This window comes from Aeromonas sp. sia0103 (assembly GCF_963895295.1).
GTDB classification, from domain to species: domain Bacteria; phylum Pseudomonadota; class Gammaproteobacteria; order Enterobacterales; family Aeromonadaceae; genus Aeromonas; species Aeromonas encheleia.
On the sequence record NZ_CAWQKG010000022.1, the window covers coordinates 193252 to 211486 of the forward strand.

Annotated in this window: 21 protein-coding genes, 1 tRNA gene and 1 other annotated feature; of the genes, 18 read left to right on the forward strand and 4 right to left on the reverse strand. The window is 64.2% G+C overall.

Going from position 1 to position 18235, the window contains the following annotated elements; genetic code table 11:
* From AACW18_RS09320 to AACW18_RS09330, 3 genes are all read right to left on the reverse strand, one after another.
* Positions 1–756, reverse strand: a complete 756-nt coding sequence (locus tag AACW18_RS09320; RefSeq protein WP_218388469.1) for a winged helix-turn-helix domain-containing protein — start codon at positions 754–756, stop codon at positions 1–3.
* A 360-nt stretch (positions 757–1116) separates the two neighbouring features.
* Positions 1117–1193: transfer RNA gene (locus AACW18_RS09325), tRNA-Arg, on the reverse strand.
* Positions 1194–1243: 50 nt separating this feature from the next.
* Positions 1244–2398, reverse strand: coding sequence for a flagellar assembly protein FlgT (locus AACW18_RS09330; protein WP_218388470.1), 1155 nt, complete (start codon positions 2396–2398; stop codon positions 1244–1246).
* Positions 2399–2742: 344 nt separating this feature from the next.
* Between AACW18_RS09330 and AACW18_RS09335 the strand changes: the two genes are divergently transcribed.
* Both AACW18_RS09335 and AACW18_RS09340 read left to right on the forward strand, forming a co-directional pair.
* Entirely contained in the window at positions 2743–3366 is a 624-nt protein-coding gene (locus tag AACW18_RS09335; protein ID WP_218388471.1) for a FlgO family outer membrane protein, read from the forward strand.
* A 15-nt stretch (positions 3367–3381) separates the two neighbouring features.
* Positions 3382–3807, forward strand: a complete 426-nt coding sequence (locus AACW18_RS09340) for an LPP20 family lipoprotein (RefSeq protein WP_218388472.1) — start codon at positions 3382–3384, stop codon at positions 3805–3807.
* 97 nt (positions 3808–3904) lie between these two features.
* On the opposite strand, the gene pheA is transcribed toward AACW18_RS09340, so the two are convergent.
* Positions 3905–5080 carry a prephenate dehydratase gene (gene pheA / locus AACW18_RS09345; RefSeq protein ID WP_218388473.1) on the reverse strand — a complete coding sequence of 392 codons (1176 nt, stop codon included), beginning with the start codon at positions 5078–5080 and terminating at the stop codon, positions 3905–3907.
* A gap of 38 nt (positions 5081–5118) precedes the next feature.
* Positions 5119–5241: a sequence feature (Phe leader region), on the reverse strand.
* Between the two features lie 168 nt (positions 5242–5409).
* On the opposite strand from pheA, the gene AACW18_RS09350 reads away from it, so the two are divergent.
* The 16 genes from AACW18_RS09350 to AACW18_RS09425 all read left to right on the forward strand — a co-directional run bounded on the left by AACW18_RS09350 (position 5410) and on the right by AACW18_RS09425 (position 18164).
* Positions 5410–6006, forward strand: a complete 597-nt coding sequence (locus AACW18_RS09350) for an HAD family hydrolase (RefSeq protein WP_218291828.1) — start codon at positions 5410–5412, stop codon at positions 6004–6006.
* 118 nt (positions 6007–6124) lie between these two features.
* Entirely contained in the window at positions 6125–6997 is an 873-nt protein-coding gene (locus AACW18_RS09355) for a hypothetical protein (RefSeq protein WP_084228374.1), read from the forward strand.
* A gap of 102 nt (positions 6998–7099) precedes the next feature.
* Positions 7100–7648 (forward strand): DUF3157 family protein, encoded by a 549-nt coding sequence (locus AACW18_RS09360; RefSeq protein WP_218291829.1) that lies wholly within the window; start codon positions 7100–7102, stop codon positions 7646–7648.
* A gap of 206 nt (positions 7649–7854) precedes the next feature.
* A complete protein-coding gene (locus AACW18_RS09365; protein WP_218291830.1) occupies positions 7855–8484 on the forward strand; it encodes an outer membrane beta-barrel protein in 630 nt (209 codons plus the stop codon).
* Between the two features lie 168 nt (positions 8485–8652).
* A complete protein-coding gene (locus tag AACW18_RS09370; RefSeq protein ID WP_042654139.1) occupies positions 8653–9597 on the forward strand; it encodes a YbgA family protein in 945 nt (314 codons plus the stop codon).
* Positions 9598–9665: 68 nt separating this feature from the next.
* Positions 9666–10553 carry a MerR family transcriptional regulator gene (locus AACW18_RS09375; RefSeq protein WP_218388474.1) on the forward strand — a complete coding sequence of 296 codons (888 nt, stop codon included), beginning with the start codon at positions 9666–9668 and terminating at the stop codon, positions 10551–10553.
* The gene (phrB, locus tag AACW18_RS09380; RefSeq protein ID WP_218388475.1) at positions 10550–11986 is read left to right on the forward strand and encodes a deoxyribodipyrimidine photo-lyase; all 1437 of its coding nucleotides are present in this window, start codon (positions 10550–10552) and stop codon (positions 11984–11986) included. The genes AACW18_RS09375 and phrB overlap by 4 nt, the downstream gene beginning before the upstream one ends.
* A 1-nt stretch (position 11987) precedes the next feature.
* Positions 11988–12416 carry a nuclear transport factor 2 family protein gene (locus AACW18_RS09385; protein ID WP_218388476.1) on the forward strand — a complete coding sequence of 143 codons (429 nt, stop codon included), beginning with the start codon at positions 11988–11990 and terminating at the stop codon, positions 12414–12416.
* Complete coding sequence (locus AACW18_RS09390; RefSeq protein WP_218388477.1) at positions 12413–13147, forward strand: SDR family NAD(P)-dependent oxidoreductase; 735 nt, start codon at positions 12413–12415, stop codon at positions 13145–13147. Before AACW18_RS09385 ends, AACW18_RS09390 begins: the two co-directional genes overlap by 4 nt.
* Positions 13144–14403: an NAD(P)/FAD-dependent oxidoreductase gene (locus tag AACW18_RS09395; protein ID WP_218388478.1), complete on the forward strand. Its 1260-nt coding sequence runs from the start codon at positions 13144–13146 to the stop codon at positions 14401–14403. Before AACW18_RS09390 ends, AACW18_RS09395 begins: the two co-directional genes overlap by 4 nt.
* On the forward strand, positions 14400–15155 hold the full coding sequence (locus tag AACW18_RS09400; protein ID WP_218388479.1) for a DUF1365 domain-containing protein: 756 nt from the start codon (positions 14400–14402) through the stop codon (positions 15153–15155). The genes AACW18_RS09395 and AACW18_RS09400 overlap by 4 nt, the downstream gene beginning before the upstream one ends.
* On the forward strand, positions 15155–16411 hold the full coding sequence (locus tag AACW18_RS09405; protein WP_218388480.1) for an SAM-dependent methyltransferase: 1257 nt from the start codon (positions 15155–15157) through the stop codon (positions 16409–16411). Before AACW18_RS09400 ends, AACW18_RS09405 begins: the two co-directional genes overlap by 1 nt.
* Before the next feature lie 2 nt (positions 16412–16413).
* The gene (locus AACW18_RS09410; RefSeq protein ID WP_218388481.1) at positions 16414–16893 is read left to right on the forward strand and encodes a DUF2878 domain-containing protein; all 480 of its coding nucleotides are present in this window, start codon (positions 16414–16416) and stop codon (positions 16891–16893) included.
* Complete coding sequence (locus AACW18_RS09415) at positions 16890–17108, forward strand: TIGR02450 family Trp-rich protein (protein WP_218388482.1); 219 nt, start codon at positions 16890–16892, stop codon at positions 17106–17108. Before AACW18_RS09410 ends, AACW18_RS09415 begins: the two co-directional genes overlap by 4 nt.
* Complete coding sequence (locus AACW18_RS09420; protein WP_218388483.1) at positions 17065–17607, forward strand: chalcone isomerase family protein; 543 nt, start codon at positions 17065–17067, stop codon at positions 17605–17607. Before AACW18_RS09415 ends, AACW18_RS09420 begins: the two co-directional genes overlap by 44 nt.
* A gap of 14 nt (positions 17608–17621) precedes the next feature.
* Complete coding sequence (locus AACW18_RS09425; RefSeq protein WP_218388484.1) at positions 17622–18164, forward strand: DUF3833 domain-containing protein; 543 nt, start codon at positions 17622–17624, stop codon at positions 18162–18164.
* The last annotated feature ends 71 nt before the right edge of the window (positions 18165–18235 follow it).

Genomic DNA, 18235 nt, shown 5'->3' on the forward strand with positions numbered 1-18235 from the left:
TCAGAACTCCTTGTTCAGTTCATGGTATGAGAGTGTCAGCACCCGGTGACCCGAGATCAGGATCAGGGTGCCGGGGGACATGGCCGCAGGGCTGGCCTTGGCCTCCATCTGGCAGAGGCTGTGGCCGGCGGCCTGCTCGCAGCGCACTCCCAGCCACTCGAAGCGCAACAGGCCCGCGGCCAGCAGGAGGCACAGCAGCAGGGCCAGATTGACATAGCACAGGGTCCTCGTTTGCAGCAGCCGATCGAGGCAGCTCAGCCAGATCCGCTTGCCGCGTTGCCAGAGGGATCGGGCAGAGGGGGAGTGCCACGCCGGCTCCGCCGGTTGGTGCGGTACCTGGGACCCGGCTAGCTCGGGCTGCGGCACCTGGGCCGGATCCTGCTTGCCGCCGATGCGGCTCAGCGGGCCGCCAAGGTGCAGCGCATAGCCCTTGCGCGCCGTGCTTCGGATCTCGGCGCAGTGGGGCGAGGGGAGCAGGTGGCGCCTGATGTTGGCGATGGCGACGTTCAGGGAGTTGGGGCTGATGGGGCGTCCCTGCCAGCCGGCGGCGAGCAGGGTCTCCTTGTCACAGATCTCGTCGTGGTGATCCAGCAGGTACGCCAGGATCAGGGCCTCGGCGCAGGAGAGCCGGGCTGAACTCAGGGGTTGGGGAGAGGCCGGATCGGCGCACAGGCTGAGTTCCCGCCTGTTCACATCGAAGCGATAGTTGCCGAACTGGTAGGCAGAGATGCTGCCTGCCTCCGTCTCATCCTGCATATCAACGACTCCTGTCGGGTGGCCATCTCAGCTCGCGGGCCATGGCGTGTGGTGAGCATGTCATTTGAACATGGTTTTGGAAATAGCCGCCCGGTTTGGCGGCGCTAGACGCCGGCGCCAAACCATTCCCGCAGACGGCACGGCGTGCGCCATGCCGATCGGGGCGAGGCAGATTACCCGTAGGGTCCGGGGGCGTCGTTGACCGAAATCAGGGAATGGGCGAGCGGGCACCCGGATGGCCGTGGGGGAGTCACGCCCGCCACCGCCGGCAGGCCTGGCCAATCCCCGGGGCTGGGTACAGAGTGGGTGTTAAAAACGACAAGGGGTTGGCATCTGATGATGTCAACCCCTTGTCTTGTATGGTGTTCCCGACTGGAGTCGAACCAGTGGCCTGTCCCTTAGGAGGGGACCGCTCTATCCAACTGAGCTACGGGAACCTTGTGGCGGGCATTATACAAGAAGCCGCACTCTTTTAAACCCTTGATTCCTATTCCAATAGGGCCAGATCGCCGACTTGGACGTTAAACGGCGAATATTTGTTCTGGCTGCTGATGACGGCGCCATCCTCGAACACCTGCACCACCTCGAACAGGCCGTCGGCCGGGTTGCGCATCATGCGAGACTTGCCATAGGGGTCGACGAAGTCGGCGCTGTGCTGGATGCGGAACTGATCCCCGAGCCGGACGCCGTTGCGGCGACCCAGGTTGATATGGGGGCCGCGTTCTTGCTGGCCCACCACCCTGGCGGTGACCGGGGCGCAGCTCAGCTGGGAGACGATCTCCTGCGCCGCCTCCTGCAGTTGGTAGTTCACCTCCTGGCCGTAGCTGGACTGCCAGAATTGGCCGCTGTTGCTGCCTACCTGCTCCCGCTTGGAGAAGGTCCAGTTGGCGCGCCCCTGGTACTCCTTGCGGCTGAGCAGGCTGCCGTTGATGCCGTCGAACAGGTAGAGCTGCATGCGAAAATTGCGGATGGGATCCTGGTACCAGCTGGTCAGCTGATTGCCCTGGGGTTCGAGGGAGAGGTCATCTATGCTGCCGAGCACCAGATACTGGCTATCGGTGCGCAGGCTGAGTGCCTTGATCTCCTCCAGGGCGCTGCGATCCCCCTGCTGCAGATGGAGCGGATCGATACGCAGATTCTCGTCCAGCCACTGACGGGCAACCACTCCCTGCGGCGTGCCGGCCAGGGTCTCGAACAGGTGACGGGAGAGATCGGCCGGCATGTCATCGAGGGCGCCGGTGCTGGCCTGATCCGGATAGCGCAGCCGCAGCCTGACCAGCGTCAAATCCTTGGCGTAGTGCTGGGTCTGGCAGATCTGGCGTTCCGCCTGGATGTCAGCCTTGATCGTGATGTACATGCGGCCGTTGCGCACCTCTTCCCGTTTGAGCCGATACTGACGGATGTCGCCGCCGGATCGGATCTGGATCTGCTCCGAGCGCAGGCTGCCATTTTCCAGGCGCTGGATGCTGGAGACGGCCGCGCCGCTCGCCAGCAGGGCCTGGCGCAGCGCATCCCGGGTCGCCTGCTCGCGAGCATAGGCCTCGTCGCCACCGAGAATGGCGGCGCTGCCCTGGGCCTCGATGATCTCGGCCCGGGCCGACAGGCTGACCAGCAGCAGGGTTAACAGCAGCGGAACTTTCATAACAGACACCTTGAATAGACGGACCGGCAAAGGCCGCCGAGTTGACGCCAGCGGCCGATACGCAGCATGACACTGGTCGGTTTGCACCCATGGTGCAAATAAAAGCAAGATCCATGCCTCATTCCAGCTCTCCGCCGTTCCTGTCCGTGCCGGTGAATGAGATGCGGCAGGATCCCGGGCATTCCGGCGGCTAGCAGGCTCTCATCACGGGCTGGGGAGGGGCGGCCAGCGGGGCACATTCAGGCTGGCGGCAGCGTGATGGCGGGCTACCTGGCGCATTCCTGCCTCAAGTGTTGGCCGCCGCGACCGATAACAGGTCAGGTGTAGATACAGGATAGGTATCCATGAACAGATTCATCACGGCGCTCGTGCTCGCGCTGGCCCTGGCCGGCTGCGGCTCCGCCGACCCCATCAAGCGGGATCAAGGGGATCCCCGCCAGGCCGAGAAGGGGATGGAGCTCAACTGGCTGGTGGCCCGCATGACCGATCAGCTGATGGAGCGCAAGTCTTCCACGACGGTGACCGAGCCCATCGCCGTCGCCTCCTTCGTCGATCTCGATACCCTGAAGGACACGAACTGGATGGGGCTGCAGATCGAGGAGAGCTTTATCTACGAGCTCAACCGGCGCGGGGAAGTGGTGGTGGACTTCAAGACCACGGGCAACATTCAGGTGACGCCGCAGGGTGACTTCGTGATGAGCCGCAACTACCGGGATCTCTCCTCCCGTTTGCCCATATCCCGCATCCTGACCGGCACTTTCAGCCGCAACTCGCAGGGGATCCTGGTCAACGCCCGCATCATCGATCTGCGCACCAAGATGGTGGAGACCACGGCCCAGAGCCTGATCCCGCAACAATATCTGTCCGGCGCCAGCAATTCGTTCGGCCGGGCCTCGGTCAACCGGGGCTACCTGATGCGCGGCAGCCAGGCCGGCACCAGCGGTCACCTGGTCAATCTGACCCCCTGACAAGGAGTGAATCCCATGAAGATCCTGTTTGGTTGCCTGCTTGCCCTGCTGCTGACGGCGTGCAGCGGGAATCGGGTCGTGGACTACGACGTGGCCGAGAAGCCGGATGACTTCCCGGTGCTCAAGGCGGTCGGCTATGCGGTGATCAATATCCAGCCGGGGCCGTCCCAGTCGGAGAAGATGCTGCAGGCCATTCGAGCCTCCAAGATGGATGCCTACCGTGAGCTGGCCGAGCAGCTCAATGGCCAGCAGGTGCGGGCCCACAGCAGCTACAAGGACCTGACCCAGACGTCCAACGCGCTGGATGTGTCGGTGGCCGGCATGGTGCGCGGCGCACGGGTGGTGGCGACCTATCCCCGTGGCAATACCTATGCCACCGAGATGGAGCTCGACACCCGTTCGCTCTACAACCTCAATCAGCTGATGGCTGGCCAGTTTTGAGATGAGTGGCCGGACGCGGCCCGCAGCGTGACAGCAAAAAGGCGAACCCAGGGTTCGCCTTTTGTCTATCTCGGGGGCGAGGGGCCTCAGCCGCGCATCACTGGTTGCCCAGCAGCACCGGTGGCACCGTGGTCGGCTTGACGTCTTCGCTCGGATAGCAGCCCAGCACCTTGATGTAGCGGGTGATCTTGGTCAGCTCCACCAGGGCCGCCTGCATGTCGGGGGTCTGCAGGTTGGCGGAGACATCCAGATAGAACATCTCCTCCCAGGGATTGCCCTGGACCGGACGGGATTCCAGCTTGGTCATGTTGATGTCGTGGCTGCGCAGCACCAGCAGCGCCTCCACCAGGGAACCCGGCTTCTGGGAGGTGGACATGATCAGGGTGGTCTTGGCCGGGATCTGGGGCGCCACGTCGATGGGCTTGCGCGCCACCACGATGAAGCGGCTGTAGTTCTCCTTCTGGTTGGCGAGCTGCTCGGCCAGCACATTCAGCCCGTAGAGTTCACCGCCGGCGGCGCTGCCGATGGCGGCGGCCTCCGGGCTCGCCAGCTCCTTGACCTTCATCATGGCGCTGGAGGAGGAGTCGCAGATCTCGTGGCGGGCACCTTCCAGCTTGCTCAGGTAGTGGGAGCACTGCTGGAACACCTGCGGGTGGGCGTAGAAGGTCTTGATGCGGGCGAGTTCGGTCGGGACCGCGGTGAGGATGCAGTGCTCTATGGGGTAGGTCAGCTCACCGACGATGGAGAGGGTGGTGTGCTGCATCACGTCATACACCTCGTTGATGGAGCCCGAGCTGGTGTTCTCGATGGGCAGCACCCCGAAGGCGGCGCGGCCAGATTCCACCGAATCCAGCACCTCGCGGAAGTTCTGGCAGTTTACCTCTATCACCTGATCCTTGTAGCGGGCCAGGTACTTGCGCGCCGCCAGGCTGGAGTAGGAACCGCGCGGGCCCAGGTAGGCGACGCTGGTCATGGGCTCCTGCTGCTCGGGGTTGAGCAGGCTCTGCAGATAAGCCTGCTGGGAGAGCACAGAGTCTTCGATGATGGTGTGATAGAGGCGGGTGATGTACTGGGCATCCAGCCCCAGGGGCCGGCCCTGCTGGATCAGGGCGACCAGCAGATCCTGCTCACGCTGGGTGTCGCGGATGGGACGCGGGTTGGCCTGCTTGGCGCGGGCGACCTCGATGCTGAGGGTCTTGCGTTTGGCCAGCAGGGCGAGCAGCTCCTGATCCAACTGGGTAATGTCGTGTCTGATCTCGTCGAGCGTTGCCATTGTGGTTCCCTATCCAAGTAATCTGTGGTGGTAGCTGCAAAAAAAAGCCTCCGCTAGGGGAGGCTCGATTCGTCTTTGGTTTCTGTTGATGCGACGACAGGGCCTTCCCTCAAGTGGGCCGGATAAACGAGAAAACAAAGAAGAATGGTGTGTGCATGATCTTGTCCTGAATGTAACGTCATAACCATTAAGGGATTTGGCTGCCGGATGCAAGTAAAACTTGCCCGGGGGCGGCGAACGGGGCAGGGTAATTGGCTCGGGCCAGAGGCGGTGATCAGCGTCATGTTGGTCCTGTCTATGGTGAGGACTGATATCAGGAGCGGGTGACGATGGCGATTATCTTCGATCTGGGACGGGTGGTGGTGAGCTGGGATCCGGTGGGCATAGTGCGCAGGGTGAGAGGGCCCGACGATGCCGAGGCGCTGGCCGATCGGCTGTTCAATCATCCCGACTGGCTGGAGGTGGACAGGGGGACCCTCTCCCTGCACGCCATGGCGCGTCAGGCCGAGACGCGCACCGGCCTGTCGACCGCCGACAACCTCGCCATCTTGCAGGCGGTGCCCGCCTCCCTACTGCCGGATCCCGCCATGCTGACGCTGATCGAGGAGCTGCACGCCGCCGGTCAGGTGCTCTATGCGCTCTCCAACATGGGCCATGCCAGCATCGACTGGCTGGAGCAGCACGCGTTCTGGCGCTGCTTCAGCGGCAAGGTGGTGTCGGCGCGGGTGCGGATGATGAAGCCCGAGCCGGACATCTACCGCTACCTGCTGGTGTCGTTCGACTTGCAGGCAGGGGACTGCCTGTTTATCGATGACAGCCCGGCCAACGTGGCCGCCGCCGAGGCGCTCGGCATCCGGGGCCTGGTATTTCTCGACGCAGCCCAGTGCCGCCGGACGCTGGTCGAGCAGGGATGGCTGCCCGGCTGAGCCGGGTAGCGCGTGGGGATCCGCGCTCGACTCAGGCAGGCTCCGTTAGAGGCCCGATGAAATAAAACACGGTTTTATCCGCATCCTTTAAGGGTCTATTCAGCTTTAAAACGACAAAATGGCAGCCAATTCACCATCCGGAGCTGTTGTCATGGATGCCAATGTTGTCGTGCTGAATCGGGGATACGATCAGACCTTTCAGGCCAGGGAACAGCTGCTCATCGAGACCCTGGCCGGTCATGGCGAACTGATCGTCTCCTTCTCCGGCCGGCTGGCGTCCTGTTACAGCATGGATCTGTGCCGCGCCAGCGGGGCCAGGATCCGGGCCATCACCCTGGACAGCCCGACCCTCAGCCGCCAGGCGGTCGCCCGGGCCAAGCGCTACTGCCGCCATTACGGCATAGAGCACAAGGTGCTCAAGACCGACGAGATCCTCATCTGCAACGCCCCCGGCCGTTCTGGCAAGGCGATCGATCCCATCCGTTACGTCTGTCAGCTGACGGCGCTGGAGAGCAACTGGGGTCATCAGCCGATCCTGTTGCCCGCCTCTGCCGAGGAGCAGTTGCGCTATCTGCACCACTTCGGCAGCCTGCCGGCCAACACGCTCTGGTGTTTCGCCGAGCAGGGCATGACGGATCGCGATTTTCGCTACGGCTTCAACAAGCGGCGGCTGGATCTCTGGGGTCATGGCGGCAACGGCTGCCTGAGCAGCCGCTTCGCCGATCCCGACTCCCTCGACCGGGATCACCTGCGGATGGTGGACATGGCCGAGGAGATGCTGGCCGACATGGGGCTGGACGGGGTGCAGGTGTTCTTCCACACCCTGGCGGATCGGGTGACCACCCTGGCCAGGGTGCGGGTCCCCCAGCGCATGCGGGCGCGGGCCTTCGACATGCAGGCCAGCATCCTCAAGGCCCTGCAGAGCACCGAGTTCGATCTGGTGACTCTGGACATGGTGCCGGGCGAGGATCCGCAAGAGCTGGCCGTCTGAGTCCAGGGAGGGAGAGCGCCGTTACGTGAGTCGGGTCATAGGCAAGCGGGTCCCGACTCTTTATACTGACGCCCTCCTGCATCTCTATCGAGTCACTAGCCTATGAAGCCCCTGTCCCGACTGCTGGTCGCCCTCTGTCTCTCTCCCCTGCTGGCCCAGGCCGCCCCCCTCAGCCAGGTCACCCTGCCGGATGGTCGTCAGGTTCAGCTCAACGATGACTTCACCTGGGAATATCTGCTGGTCAAGCCGGCGGCGACGACCGGGGTGGCGACAGGAGCCGTGGCGGCGCCGGTGCTGACCGAGCAGGCGCTGACCAATCCGGACATGCTCTCCCAGGCGAGCAAGGATGGTATAGGCGTCAAGCTGACCCAGATCGATGGCGACGATCCGCTGCAACTGCAATTCATGCTGAACAATAGCGGCAGTCGCAACGTGGTGCGGGTCAGCGGCAGCGTCACCCTGTTCACCGAGCAGGGCGTCCAGCTGACGAGCCAGGAGGTCAGGTTCTGGGCCGGCGAGAACCGCCTGCCCGACTCCTATCTGCGCAAGGGCGAGCAGCGTCCCTCGCGGGCCATCGAGCTGGCTCGCCCCGCGGGCCTCGGCGGCAAGCCGCTGGTGCGAGTGCAGATCGACGAAGTGGAATTTCGCTGACTCTGCGCCACTCGGCCACCACCTGAAAACAGGCTCCATCACGGAGCCTGTTTTCGTTCAATTGTTAACCCGGTCACTGCCAGCAATATTTGCTTACATCTGCAATGGTTTGGCAACAGCTTGCCGCTCGGCACCGTCCCCGCTAGCCGTCACAATGGCTCCATTCCAGCTAGGTCCTCACTAGCTCTACCTATGGAGTCAACAAAATGCAAAAAGTCGCACTGTCTATTCTGGTACTGGCCGGCCTCTCTTCCTCCTCCGTCATGGCGCAGGATGCCTTCAGCTACGTCAAGGGCTCCGCTACCTGGGCTCACAGCAAGTCTGACTACGTCGGTGGCAAGGACAGCAACAACCGTGACTTTGGCGGTCTGAGCCTGGATCTGTCCAAGAGCTTCGGTTCCAACTTCTATGGCCGTCTGGGCACCGAATACACCTCGCGCAACAGCGGCAACGACAGCATGGCCATCACCAATCTGGGGATGGGGGTGTTCACCCCGCTCAGCTCCGGTCTGAACCTGTACGGTGAAGCGGGCCTGATGGGCTACAGCATGGAGCGTGAGCTGGCCGCCGACGTGAACGACTCCGGCTGGGACAACATCACCCGCAAGGAGAGCGGCAGCCTGTACGGCGAAGTGGGTCTGCGTTACGACCTGGGAGTGATGGAACTCTCCACCGGCTATCGTTACGCCAACATGACCGATGACATGCACGATTTCAAAGTGGGCGCCGCCTACAAGGTGAGCCAGAACCTGGCCCTCACCGCCGACTACACCTATCGCAAGTGGGACCTGCAACAGGGCTCCATCTCCAGCGTGGGTGTGAAGTACAGCTTCTAATTTTTCCATCCTGTCGTGTCTTTGCCCATGGCCCTGGTCATGGGCTTTTTCATTTTCCGGTGATCCTGTTTTCGCCCTTGTGTCGTATCGGTCCTTAATCGTTATACAACTTCCATTCCTTTGTATAACTGCTATAACTGATTCAATACTTATACAAGGGTAGAAATCATGTACAAGATCAAGGTCGGTATCAGTGCCTGCCTGCTGGGGCAGGCGGTGCGGTTTGACGGGGGCCACAAGCGCTCCAGCTTCTGCGAACGGGATCTTGGCGCTCATTTCGACTATCACCCCGTCTGCCCCGAGATGGCCATCGGCCTCGGTGCGCCGCGCGCCGCCATCCGCCTGGTCAAGCGCCATGGGGAGGTGCGTGCCGAGGCGAGCAACGGCAGCTTCGACGTCACCGAGCGGCTCATCGCCTTCAGCGAGCAAAAAGCCCGTCAGCTCGATTTCCTCTCCGGTTACATCCTCTGCGCCAAGTCCCCCAGCTGCGGCATGGAGCGGGTGCGCATCTATGGTGCCAACAACGAGGGGAGCGCCAAGGAGGGGATAGGCCTCTTTGCCAAGGCGTTGATGGCGGCCAACCCATTGCTGCCGGTGGAGGAGGATGGCCGCCTGTGCGATCCCATACTGCGGGAGAACTTCGTGCTGCGGGTCTTCGCCTATCACGACTGGCAGCAGCTCTGCGCCCGCGGGATCACCGCCGCCGCCCTCATTCGCTTTCACTCCCGCTACAAGTATCTGGTGCTCTCCCACGCCAGCACCCACTACCGCACCCTCGGCAAGCTGCTCGGCAACCTCGGCAAGGCCAACCTGCAGGAGGTTGCAGACAGCTACATAAGGGGCTTGATGGCGGCGCTGACCCTGCGCGCCAATCGCCGCAGCCACACCAATGTGTTGATGCACCTGCAGGGCTACTTCAAGCGGGTGCTGAGCTCGTCCCAGAAGCAGGAGCTGGCCGAGACCATCGACAAGTACCGCACCGGCATATTTCCGTTGCTGGTGCCGCTCACCCTGATCCGCCACCATCTGCGGGAATATCCCAATGCCTATCTCGCCGAGCAGGTCTATCTCAACCCGCACCCCGATACGCTCAAGCTGCGCTACGGGCTTTGAATTCGCTTGTTACCCCGGCGCAGGCCCTGCGTCGGGGAGCTTCACTCCTCTGTTTGATGGACGTTGCCATGTCTGATTTACCGCAAGAAGTTGCTCCTCTGCCTGATGAGGGGATCTACCCCATCCGCGAGGTCTCTCGCCTCACCGGAGTCAATGCCGTCACCCTGCGGGCCTGGCAGCGGCGCTACGGGCTGGTGCAGCCCGCCCGCACCGAGAAGGGCCACCGTCTCTACAGCGAGCAGGATATCCGCCAGATAGGCGAGATCCTGAGCTGGCTGGAGCGGGGGGTGAGCATAGGCCAGGTCAAGGGGCTGCTGAGCGAGCCCCAGCCCCAGCCGGTGAGCGATCACTGGCAGCAGACCTTGGATCGGGTCAGCCAGGCGTTGCTCGCCTTCAACCAGCGCAAGGCGGAGGCCGAGCTTAACGATCTGCTGGCGAGCTACCCCTTCGAGCTGGTGCGCAGCCGGGTGCTGCAACCGCTGGTGGAGCGGCTGCTGGGCCTCTGGCGCGAGCGGCCGGACGGCGAGCTGCTGCAACAGGTGTGGCTGGGCTGGCTTCACACCCGCTTCGCCCGCCACCTTATCGAGCAGGAGAAGGGCCTGCCCGTCACCCTGGCGAGCTGGGGTCAGGTCGGCCCTCTCGATCTGGTCTGGGCGGCCTACGAGCTGATAGGTCAAGGCTATGAGGTGCAACTGCTGGGGGCAGTGGAGCCGCGCCACGTCGCTCTGCTGGAGGGGCGGGCGACCACCCCCTGGCGGGTGCTGCTGGGGGCCGGGCTGGGCAAGCCGGCGCTGGCCGCCGACTGGCCCGCCGGTACCCGCCTCTTTGGCGAGCTGGGGCGACTCTATGACGCGGATTGGTTGGCCGCCCACGGCTGGCGGGCGACCCTGGCCGAGGTGATGGCAGACAAGCCTGCCGCGCGCGGCTTGGGCGGGCGCGGGAGCAAGAAATCATGAGACTGGTCTGGTTTCGCAATGACTTGCGTCTGGCCGACAACCCGGCGCTGCGCTCGTGCTGCGGCAATGCCGGCGCCGATGAGGAGCCGGTAGCGGCCCTCTTTGTCATCTCGCCGAGCCAGTGGCGGCAGCACAAGATGGCCCCTATCCGTCAGCGCTTCATTCTGGCTCGGGTCGATGCGCTGGGCCTTGAGCTGGCGGCCCTCGGCATTCCGCTTCATCTACTGCGGGTCGAGACCTTTGCCGAGCTGCCGGCGGCGCTGGCCGAGCTGACCCGCGAGCTTGGCGTCACCCGGCTCTACGCCCATCAGGCCATCGAGCTCGACGAGCAGCGCCGCGACCGCGCCGTCGACACGGCCTTGGCGAAGCAGGGGACGAGTTGCCACTGGCTCAATGGCTGCTGCGTGCTGCCGCCGGGGCGGGTGCTGACCGGCTCGGGGGAGATGTTCAAGGTGTTCACCCCCTTCAGCCGCGCCTGGCTCAAGGCGCTGGACGAGGATGGCTTCGTCATTCACCGGGCCCCGGCGCCGCGGGGCGACGCCCTGCCCTGGCAGCCGCTGGCCGAGAGGGCCTTTGTCGATGAGGCGATCGGGGAGACGACACCGGATCCCCGCTGGCCCGTGGGGGAAGCCGAGGCAAGTCGCCGTCTGAATGATTTTCTGGAGCAGGCGGTGCTGGACTACGGCGAGACTCGGGACTTTCCGGCCCTGGCGGGTACCTCCATCCTCTCTCCCTATCTGGCGGCGGGCATCATAAGCCCGCGCCAGTGCGTGGCGGCCTTGCAGCAGCGGCTCGGCTGCCGGCCCCAGTCCAAGGCGCAGCCCGGTTTCGTCTGGCTCAATGAACTCATCTGGCGCGAGTTCTATCGCCACCTGCTGGTGCTGGTGCCAAGCCTCTCCATGAACCTGCCCTTCAAGCCCGAGACCGGGGCCCTGCCCTGGGGCTGGGACCCGGATGCCTTCGCCGCCTGGTGCGAGGGGCGTACCGGTTACCCCATAGTCGACGCCGCCATGCGCTGCCTCAACGCCACCGGCTGGATGCACAACCGGCTGCGGATGATAGTGGCGAGTTTCCTCACCAAGGATCTGCACATTCACTGGCGGCTCGGGGAGGATTACTTCATGAGCAAGCTGATTGACGGGGACCTGGCGGCCAACAACGGCGGCTGGCAGTGGGCGGCGGGCACAGGCGCCGATGCGGCCCCCTACTTTCGGGTGTTCAACCCGACCACTCAGGGGCAACGATTTGATCCACAAGGGGACTTTATCCGTACCTGGGTATCTGAGCTTGCCGATCTGCCTGCCACCTGTGTGCACCAGCCCCACGACTGGTTGCGGCTCAAGGGGCGGCAGTATTACCCGGCGCCCATGGTGGATCATGCCGTTGCACGGGTGAGGGCCATCGCGATGTTCCGTGACCTGGAGAAGAAATAACATGAACGACGCGCTGGCCCATTTCATCGTCCTCTACCTGCAACTGGACAAGCATCAGTTGCATCGCCTGCCGGAGATCTATGCCGATCAGGTGGTGTTCATCGATCCGGCCCACCGCATCGAGGGGCTGGCCGCGCTCACCCGCTATTTTTCTTCCCTCTACGGGCGGCTCAAGGAGTGCCGCTTCGAGATCACCAGCCAGCAGCAGCAGGGCAACGAAGCCTGGCTCAGCTGGGTCATGGTCTTCGCCCATCCCAGGATCGCCGGTGGTCGGCCCGTGCGGGTCGAGGGCGCCACCCGGCTGCAGTTCGATGCCTGGGGCAAGGTCTGCCTGCACCGGGACTACTTCGATCTCGGCGCCATGCTCTACGAGCAGTTGCCACTGCTCGGGCCCGTGGTGCGCGCCATCAAGGGGAGGCTGGGAGCATGAGCGGACGTGTGCTGATCACCGGAGCCACCTCCGGCATAGGTCGCCAGCTGGCGCTTGACTACCGACGCTCTGGCTGGCAGGTGTGGGGCTGTGGCCGCGACGGCGAGCGGTTGCAGGCATTGGCTCATGAGGGGATCACCCCCCTGCAGTTCGATGCACGGGACAGCGCCGCCATGGCAGAGGTTGCCGCCGGCCTGCCCAGGCTGGATCTGCTGATCCTTAACGCCGGCAACTGCGAGTACATGGATGTAGCGGAGGGCTTCGATAGCGCGCTGTTTGCCCGGGTGATAGAGACCAACCTCGTCGCCACCGGTCACACCCTGGCCGCCTTCCTGCCGCGGCTGGCGGCAGGATCACGGCTCGCCATCGTCAGTTCCTCTGTCAGCTGGCTACCCCTGCCAAGGGCCGAGGCCTATGGCGCCTCCAAGGCCGCCCTCGACTATCTGGCCGCTACCCTGCGCCTCGATCTCGCGGCCCGGGGCATAGGGGTGACCCTGATCCGCCCGGGCTTCGTGCAGACGCCGCTCACCGCGAAGAATGATTTTCCCATGCCCTGTCTGGTGACGGTGGAGCAGGCTTCCCGCGCCATCATGAGCGGGCTGGCCGCCGGTCGTCACCAGATCCACTTCCCCCGTCGCTTCATCTGGCTGCTGCGCCTGCTGGGGGCGCTGCCGACGGGGCTCTGGCTGCGCCTCGGTCGCGCCCTCATCTCGAAAGGATCCCCTTCATGAAGAAAAAGATCGCCATCATAGGCTCCGGGATCTCGGGGCTCAGCGCCGGTTATCTGCTCCACAAGCTGCACGACATCACCCTGTTCGAGGCGGCCCCCCTGCTCGGCGGCCATACCGCCACAGTAGATGTCAGCCTGGCCGGTCGCAGCTATGCCATCGACACCGGCTTTATCGTCTTCAACGATCGCACCTACCCGAATTTCCTGAAATTGCTGGAGCGGATCGGGGTGGCGCGCCAGCCCACCGAGATGAGCTTCTCGGTCAAGAGCCCAGAGGGGCTGGAGTACAACGGCCACAACCTGGATACCCTGTTTGCCCAGCGCAGCAACCTGCTGAGCCCGCATTTTTACCGCTTCGTCGCCGAGATCCTGCGCTTCAACCGGGAGGCCCGCGCCTGGCTGGCCGACGGCCAACGACATGGCGAGTGTCCCGCACTGACCCTGGGGGACTTCTTGCAGGTGGGGAACTTTAGCGATTACTTCGCCCGCCACTACATTCTGCCCATGGGGGCAGCCATCTGGTCCTCCACCCTGGCGGACATGCGCGCCTTTCCCCTCGGCTTCTTCCTGCGTTTCTTTGCCAACCACGGGCTGCTCGATGTGGCCAACCGTCCCCAGTGGTACGTGATCCCGGGCGGCTCGCGGGAATACATAGGCCCGCTCACCGCAGGCTGGCAGCCGCGGATCCGGCTGGCCTGTCCGGTGCAGGGGATACGGCGCACGGCCGAGGGGGCGCGGGTCCTAAGCGGCTACGGGGAGGAGCGTTTTGACGAGGTGATCCTCGCCTGTCACAGCGATCAGGCGCTGGCCCTGCTGACGGATGCGAGCGAAGGGGAGCAGGCCATTCTCGGGGACATGGCCTATCAGGCCAACGACGTCTGGCTGCATACCGATGCCAGCTGCCTGCCTGCGCGGCAAAAGGCCTGGGCCAGCTGGAACTATCAGCTTGGGGATGACGACGAGGCGCGCCCCCTGGTGAGCTACAACATGAACATCTTGCAGGGGATAAACTCGCCGCAACCCTTCTGCGTCAGCCTCAATCCCCAGGGCCGGGTCGACGAGAGCAAGGTGCTGCGCCGCTTCGTCTATCATCATCCGGTCTTCAATCAGGCTTCCATCGCCGCCCAGCAGCGGCGAGCGGAGATCTGTGGCCGGCAGCACACCCATTTCTGCGGTGCCTACTGGTACAACGGCTTTCACGAGGACGGGGTGCGCAGCGCCCTGGACGTGGCCGGTCGCTTCGGAGCCAGCCTATGAAGGCCGCCGGCGACACCATGGACACCATCAGCGCCATCTGGCAGGGCTCGGTGCGCCACCGCCGCTTTGCGCCGCGCCGCCACGCCTTCTCTTACGGCCTCTTCATGCTGGGGCTGGATCTGGACGAACTGCCGGGGCTCAGCCAGGGGCGCTGGTTTGGCGTGGAGCGGGCGGGGCTGCTCTCCTTTCGCCGAAGCGACTATCTGAGTGGCAGCGAGGGCAGTCTCAAGCAGGCGGTGTGGGACAAGGTGACCGCCCTTGGCGGCAGTGCCGAGCCGGACGGCCGGGTGCTGCTGCTCGGCAACGTGCGCTGCCTGGGCTTCTACTTCAGCCCGGTCAACTTCTACTTCTGCTACCGGCAGGGGGAGGCGCGCTATCTGCTGGCGGAAGTGTCGAACACCCCCTGGAACGAGCGCCACTACTACCTGCTGGATCTGGCGGCCCTGGCGCCCCATGACAAGGCGTTTCACGTCTCCCCCTTCATGGGGCTGGCCATGCGCTACCACTGGCGCATCCGGGCGCCGGCGCAGGAGACGCTGATCCATATCGAGAGTCATCCGACGTCCGGCGAGGCCAAGCTGTTCGACGCCACCCTGGCGCTGCGCCGCGAACCGCTGTCGCGCCAGGGGCTGGCGGCCCTGCTGGCCCGCTGGCCCTGGATGACCCTCAAGGTGCTGCTCGGTATCTACTGGCAGGCCCTGCGTCTTTTTATCAAACGCACCCCGATCTTCAACCACCCGGAGAGCCGCTAATGGAACTTGCTCAATCAACCCTCTCTGCCTCCTTCCTCGACAAGGGGGCCAGGCAACTGCTGCTCACTCTGCTGGGACGCCTCGAACAGGGGCAACTGCTGCTGCGGGACGGCAACGAGCGCCACAGCTTCGGGGTGGCGGGCACCGATCTCCATGCCGAGGTGATAGTGCAGGATCCGGCCTTCTATCGCCGCCTGCTGCTGGGGGGCAGCATAGCCGCCGGTGAGACCTGGGTGGAGGGGCTCTGGACCAGCCCGGATCCGGTGGCGCTGGTGCGGCTGCTGGCCCGCAACCTGACGCTGCTCGACAGCCTGGAGCGGCGTTTGGGCTGGCTCAGCTTCCCCTTCAACAAGGTGCGTCACTGGCGGAGCCGCAACACGCTGACCGGCTCGAGATCCAACATCGCCGCTCACTATGATCTCGGCAATACCCTCTATCAGGGCTTCCTCGACAGTCACATGCAGTACTCGAGCGCCATCTACCCGAGCGCCGAGGCCACCCTGGAGCAGGGGCAGCAGGCCAAGCTGCGCACCATCTGCGAGCGGCTCGAGCTGGGGCCGGACGATCACCTGCTGGAGATAGGCACCGGCTGGGGTGGCCTGGCGGTCTATGCTGCTCGCCACCATGGCTGCCGGGTGACCACCACGACTATCTCCCAGGCCCAGCATGACTACGCAAAAGAGTGGATTGCCCGGGAGGGGCTGGGGGATCGCATCACCCTGCTGCTGGAGGATTACCGCAAACTGGAGGGGAGCTTCGACAAGCTGGTCTCCATCGAGATGATAGAGGCGGTGGGGCACGCCTTCCTGCCGGACTACTTCCGCCAGCTGTCGCGCCTGCTCAGACCTGGCGGCCGCCTGCTCATTCAGGCCATCACCATAGCCGATCAGCGCCACGCCCAGTATCTGCGCGGTGTCGACTTCATCCAGCGCTATATCTTCCCCGGCGGCTGTCTGCCGAGCGTCTCCCAGATGGCGGGGCTGCTCGCCCGGGAGACCGACATGCAGCTGGTGCGGCTGCACGATCACGGCCACCACTACGCCCGCACCCTGGCCCACTGGTGTGAACGCTTCCTGGCGCTGGCCCCGGAGTTGCCAAGGCTCGGCTACAGCCAGGACTTCATCCGGCTGTGGCACTTCTATTTCGCCTACTGCGAGGGGGGCTTCTGGGAGCGGGCCATCAGCCTGGTGCAGCTGGAGGCGGCCAAGCCGGGCCCGCTCGGCTGGTCCGGTGATCTGCCAGTGAGCAGTCACTGACCATGTGGCAGTGGGCCCAGCTGCTGGGGTTCAACCTCTATTGGCTGCTGGCGGTGAAATGGCAGCAACCTGGCCCGCTGCTGCTGATGCTGTTGCTCCATTTCCTCTTCTCCCCCAGCCGCAGGCGCGATCTGCGGTTATTGCCGGTGGCCCTGGCCGGCTGCCTGCTCGACGGCCTGCTCTGGCGGCTCGGCCTGTTTCAGTTTCCGGCCGGTTTCCCCCTCTGGCTGGGGCTGCTTTGGCTCGGCTTTGCCCTCACCCTGGCCCATGGCATGGGCTGGCTGCAGCGGTTGTCCCGCTGGCAGCAGGCGCTCTTTGGCATGGTGGGGGGCGCCAGCTCCTATGTGGCGGGGGCTGCCATGGGGGCCGTACACTTACCCTGGGGCATCTGGATCAGCACGGCGCTGCTGGCGGTGATCTGGATGTGGTGGTTACCCGTACTGCTGTGGGTAACGGTGACGCTGGAGGGTGAGCCGAGATGAACGCCTTTTCGACCGATGCCTTGTTGTTTTCCAAATGGACCAAGGAGAGCCAGTACGAGCTGGCCGATCGCTTCTACCTGGTGGTGTCATGCCAGCGGGATGCGCGAGGTCAACTGGCGAGCGTGGTGATGCAGGATATCAATACCCTGCAGGAACAGGAGATGGACTGGCATGAACTGGAAGATCCTGCCCATTGGCACATGGGGTGGAATTAGTGCCTTGCTGGCGGCGCTGACGCTACTCGTTGCTACTGCCGTGCAGGCCTCTGCCGTACCCTGGCAACAGCTACGCCCGGTCGGGCAGGGGCAGATGAGCTGGCTCTGGTTCAAGCTCTATGACGCCACCCTCTACAGCGCGAGCGGCCGCTACGAGCCCGGTCGCTATCCGCAGGCGCTCACCCTGACCTATGCCAGAGCCATAGAGCAGGAGGATCTGCTGAGCGCCACCGCCGCCGAGTGGCAGCGGCTCGGGCTTGGCAGCGAGACGGATCGCGAGCGCTGGCTCGGCCGGCTTGCCGCCCTCTGGCCCGATGTCGGGGCGGGGGACAGACTGACCTTCTATGTGGACAGTGCGGGTGCCGGTCACTTCTGGTGGCAGGACAAGCCCCTGGGTTCCCTCGCCGATCCGCAGTTTTCCGCCGCCTTTCTGGCCATCTGGCTCGCCGACAACAGTCGCGATCCCGCCCTTACCCGCCGCCTGCGCGGCCAACCCTGATGCTGGAGTCCCTCATGCCTCTCTACCGCACATGGCGCATGCTGCTGCTGTGGCCACTTCTGCTGCTGGCAGGTTGTGGCACCAGCCTCGATGACTATAGAGGGCAGGGTCCGAACTGGGATCTCGCCCATTTCTTCAATGGCAAGCTGGTGGCCCATGGCCTGGTGACCGACCGCAGCGGCGAAGTGACCAGTCGCTTTCGGGTCGAAATGCTGGGGCGCTGGCGAGAGGGTAAGGGGGAGCTGTTCGAGCAGTTCTATTTCGATGACGGCCGCCGGCAGACCCGCACCTGGTTTTTGCACAAGGGGGCGGATGGGCACTGGCGCGGCACCGCATCGGACGTGGTGGGGGAGGCGGTGGGCAAGACGGCAGGCTTTGCCCTGAACTGGCGTTATCAACTCGATCTGGCACTGCCGGACGGGGAGGTGGTGCGGGTGAGCTTCGATGACTGGATGTATCTGCTGGATGAAGATCGCCTGATCAATCGCGCCGAGATCAGCAAGTTCGGCATTCACCTGGGGGAGGTGATCCTCTACATCGAGCGGCTCGGGGCATGAGTCAGGAGCTGGAGCCCGCTGGGCGATAGCCATTCGCTATCAATCGGCAAGGCAGGGGCGATTGTCCTTTG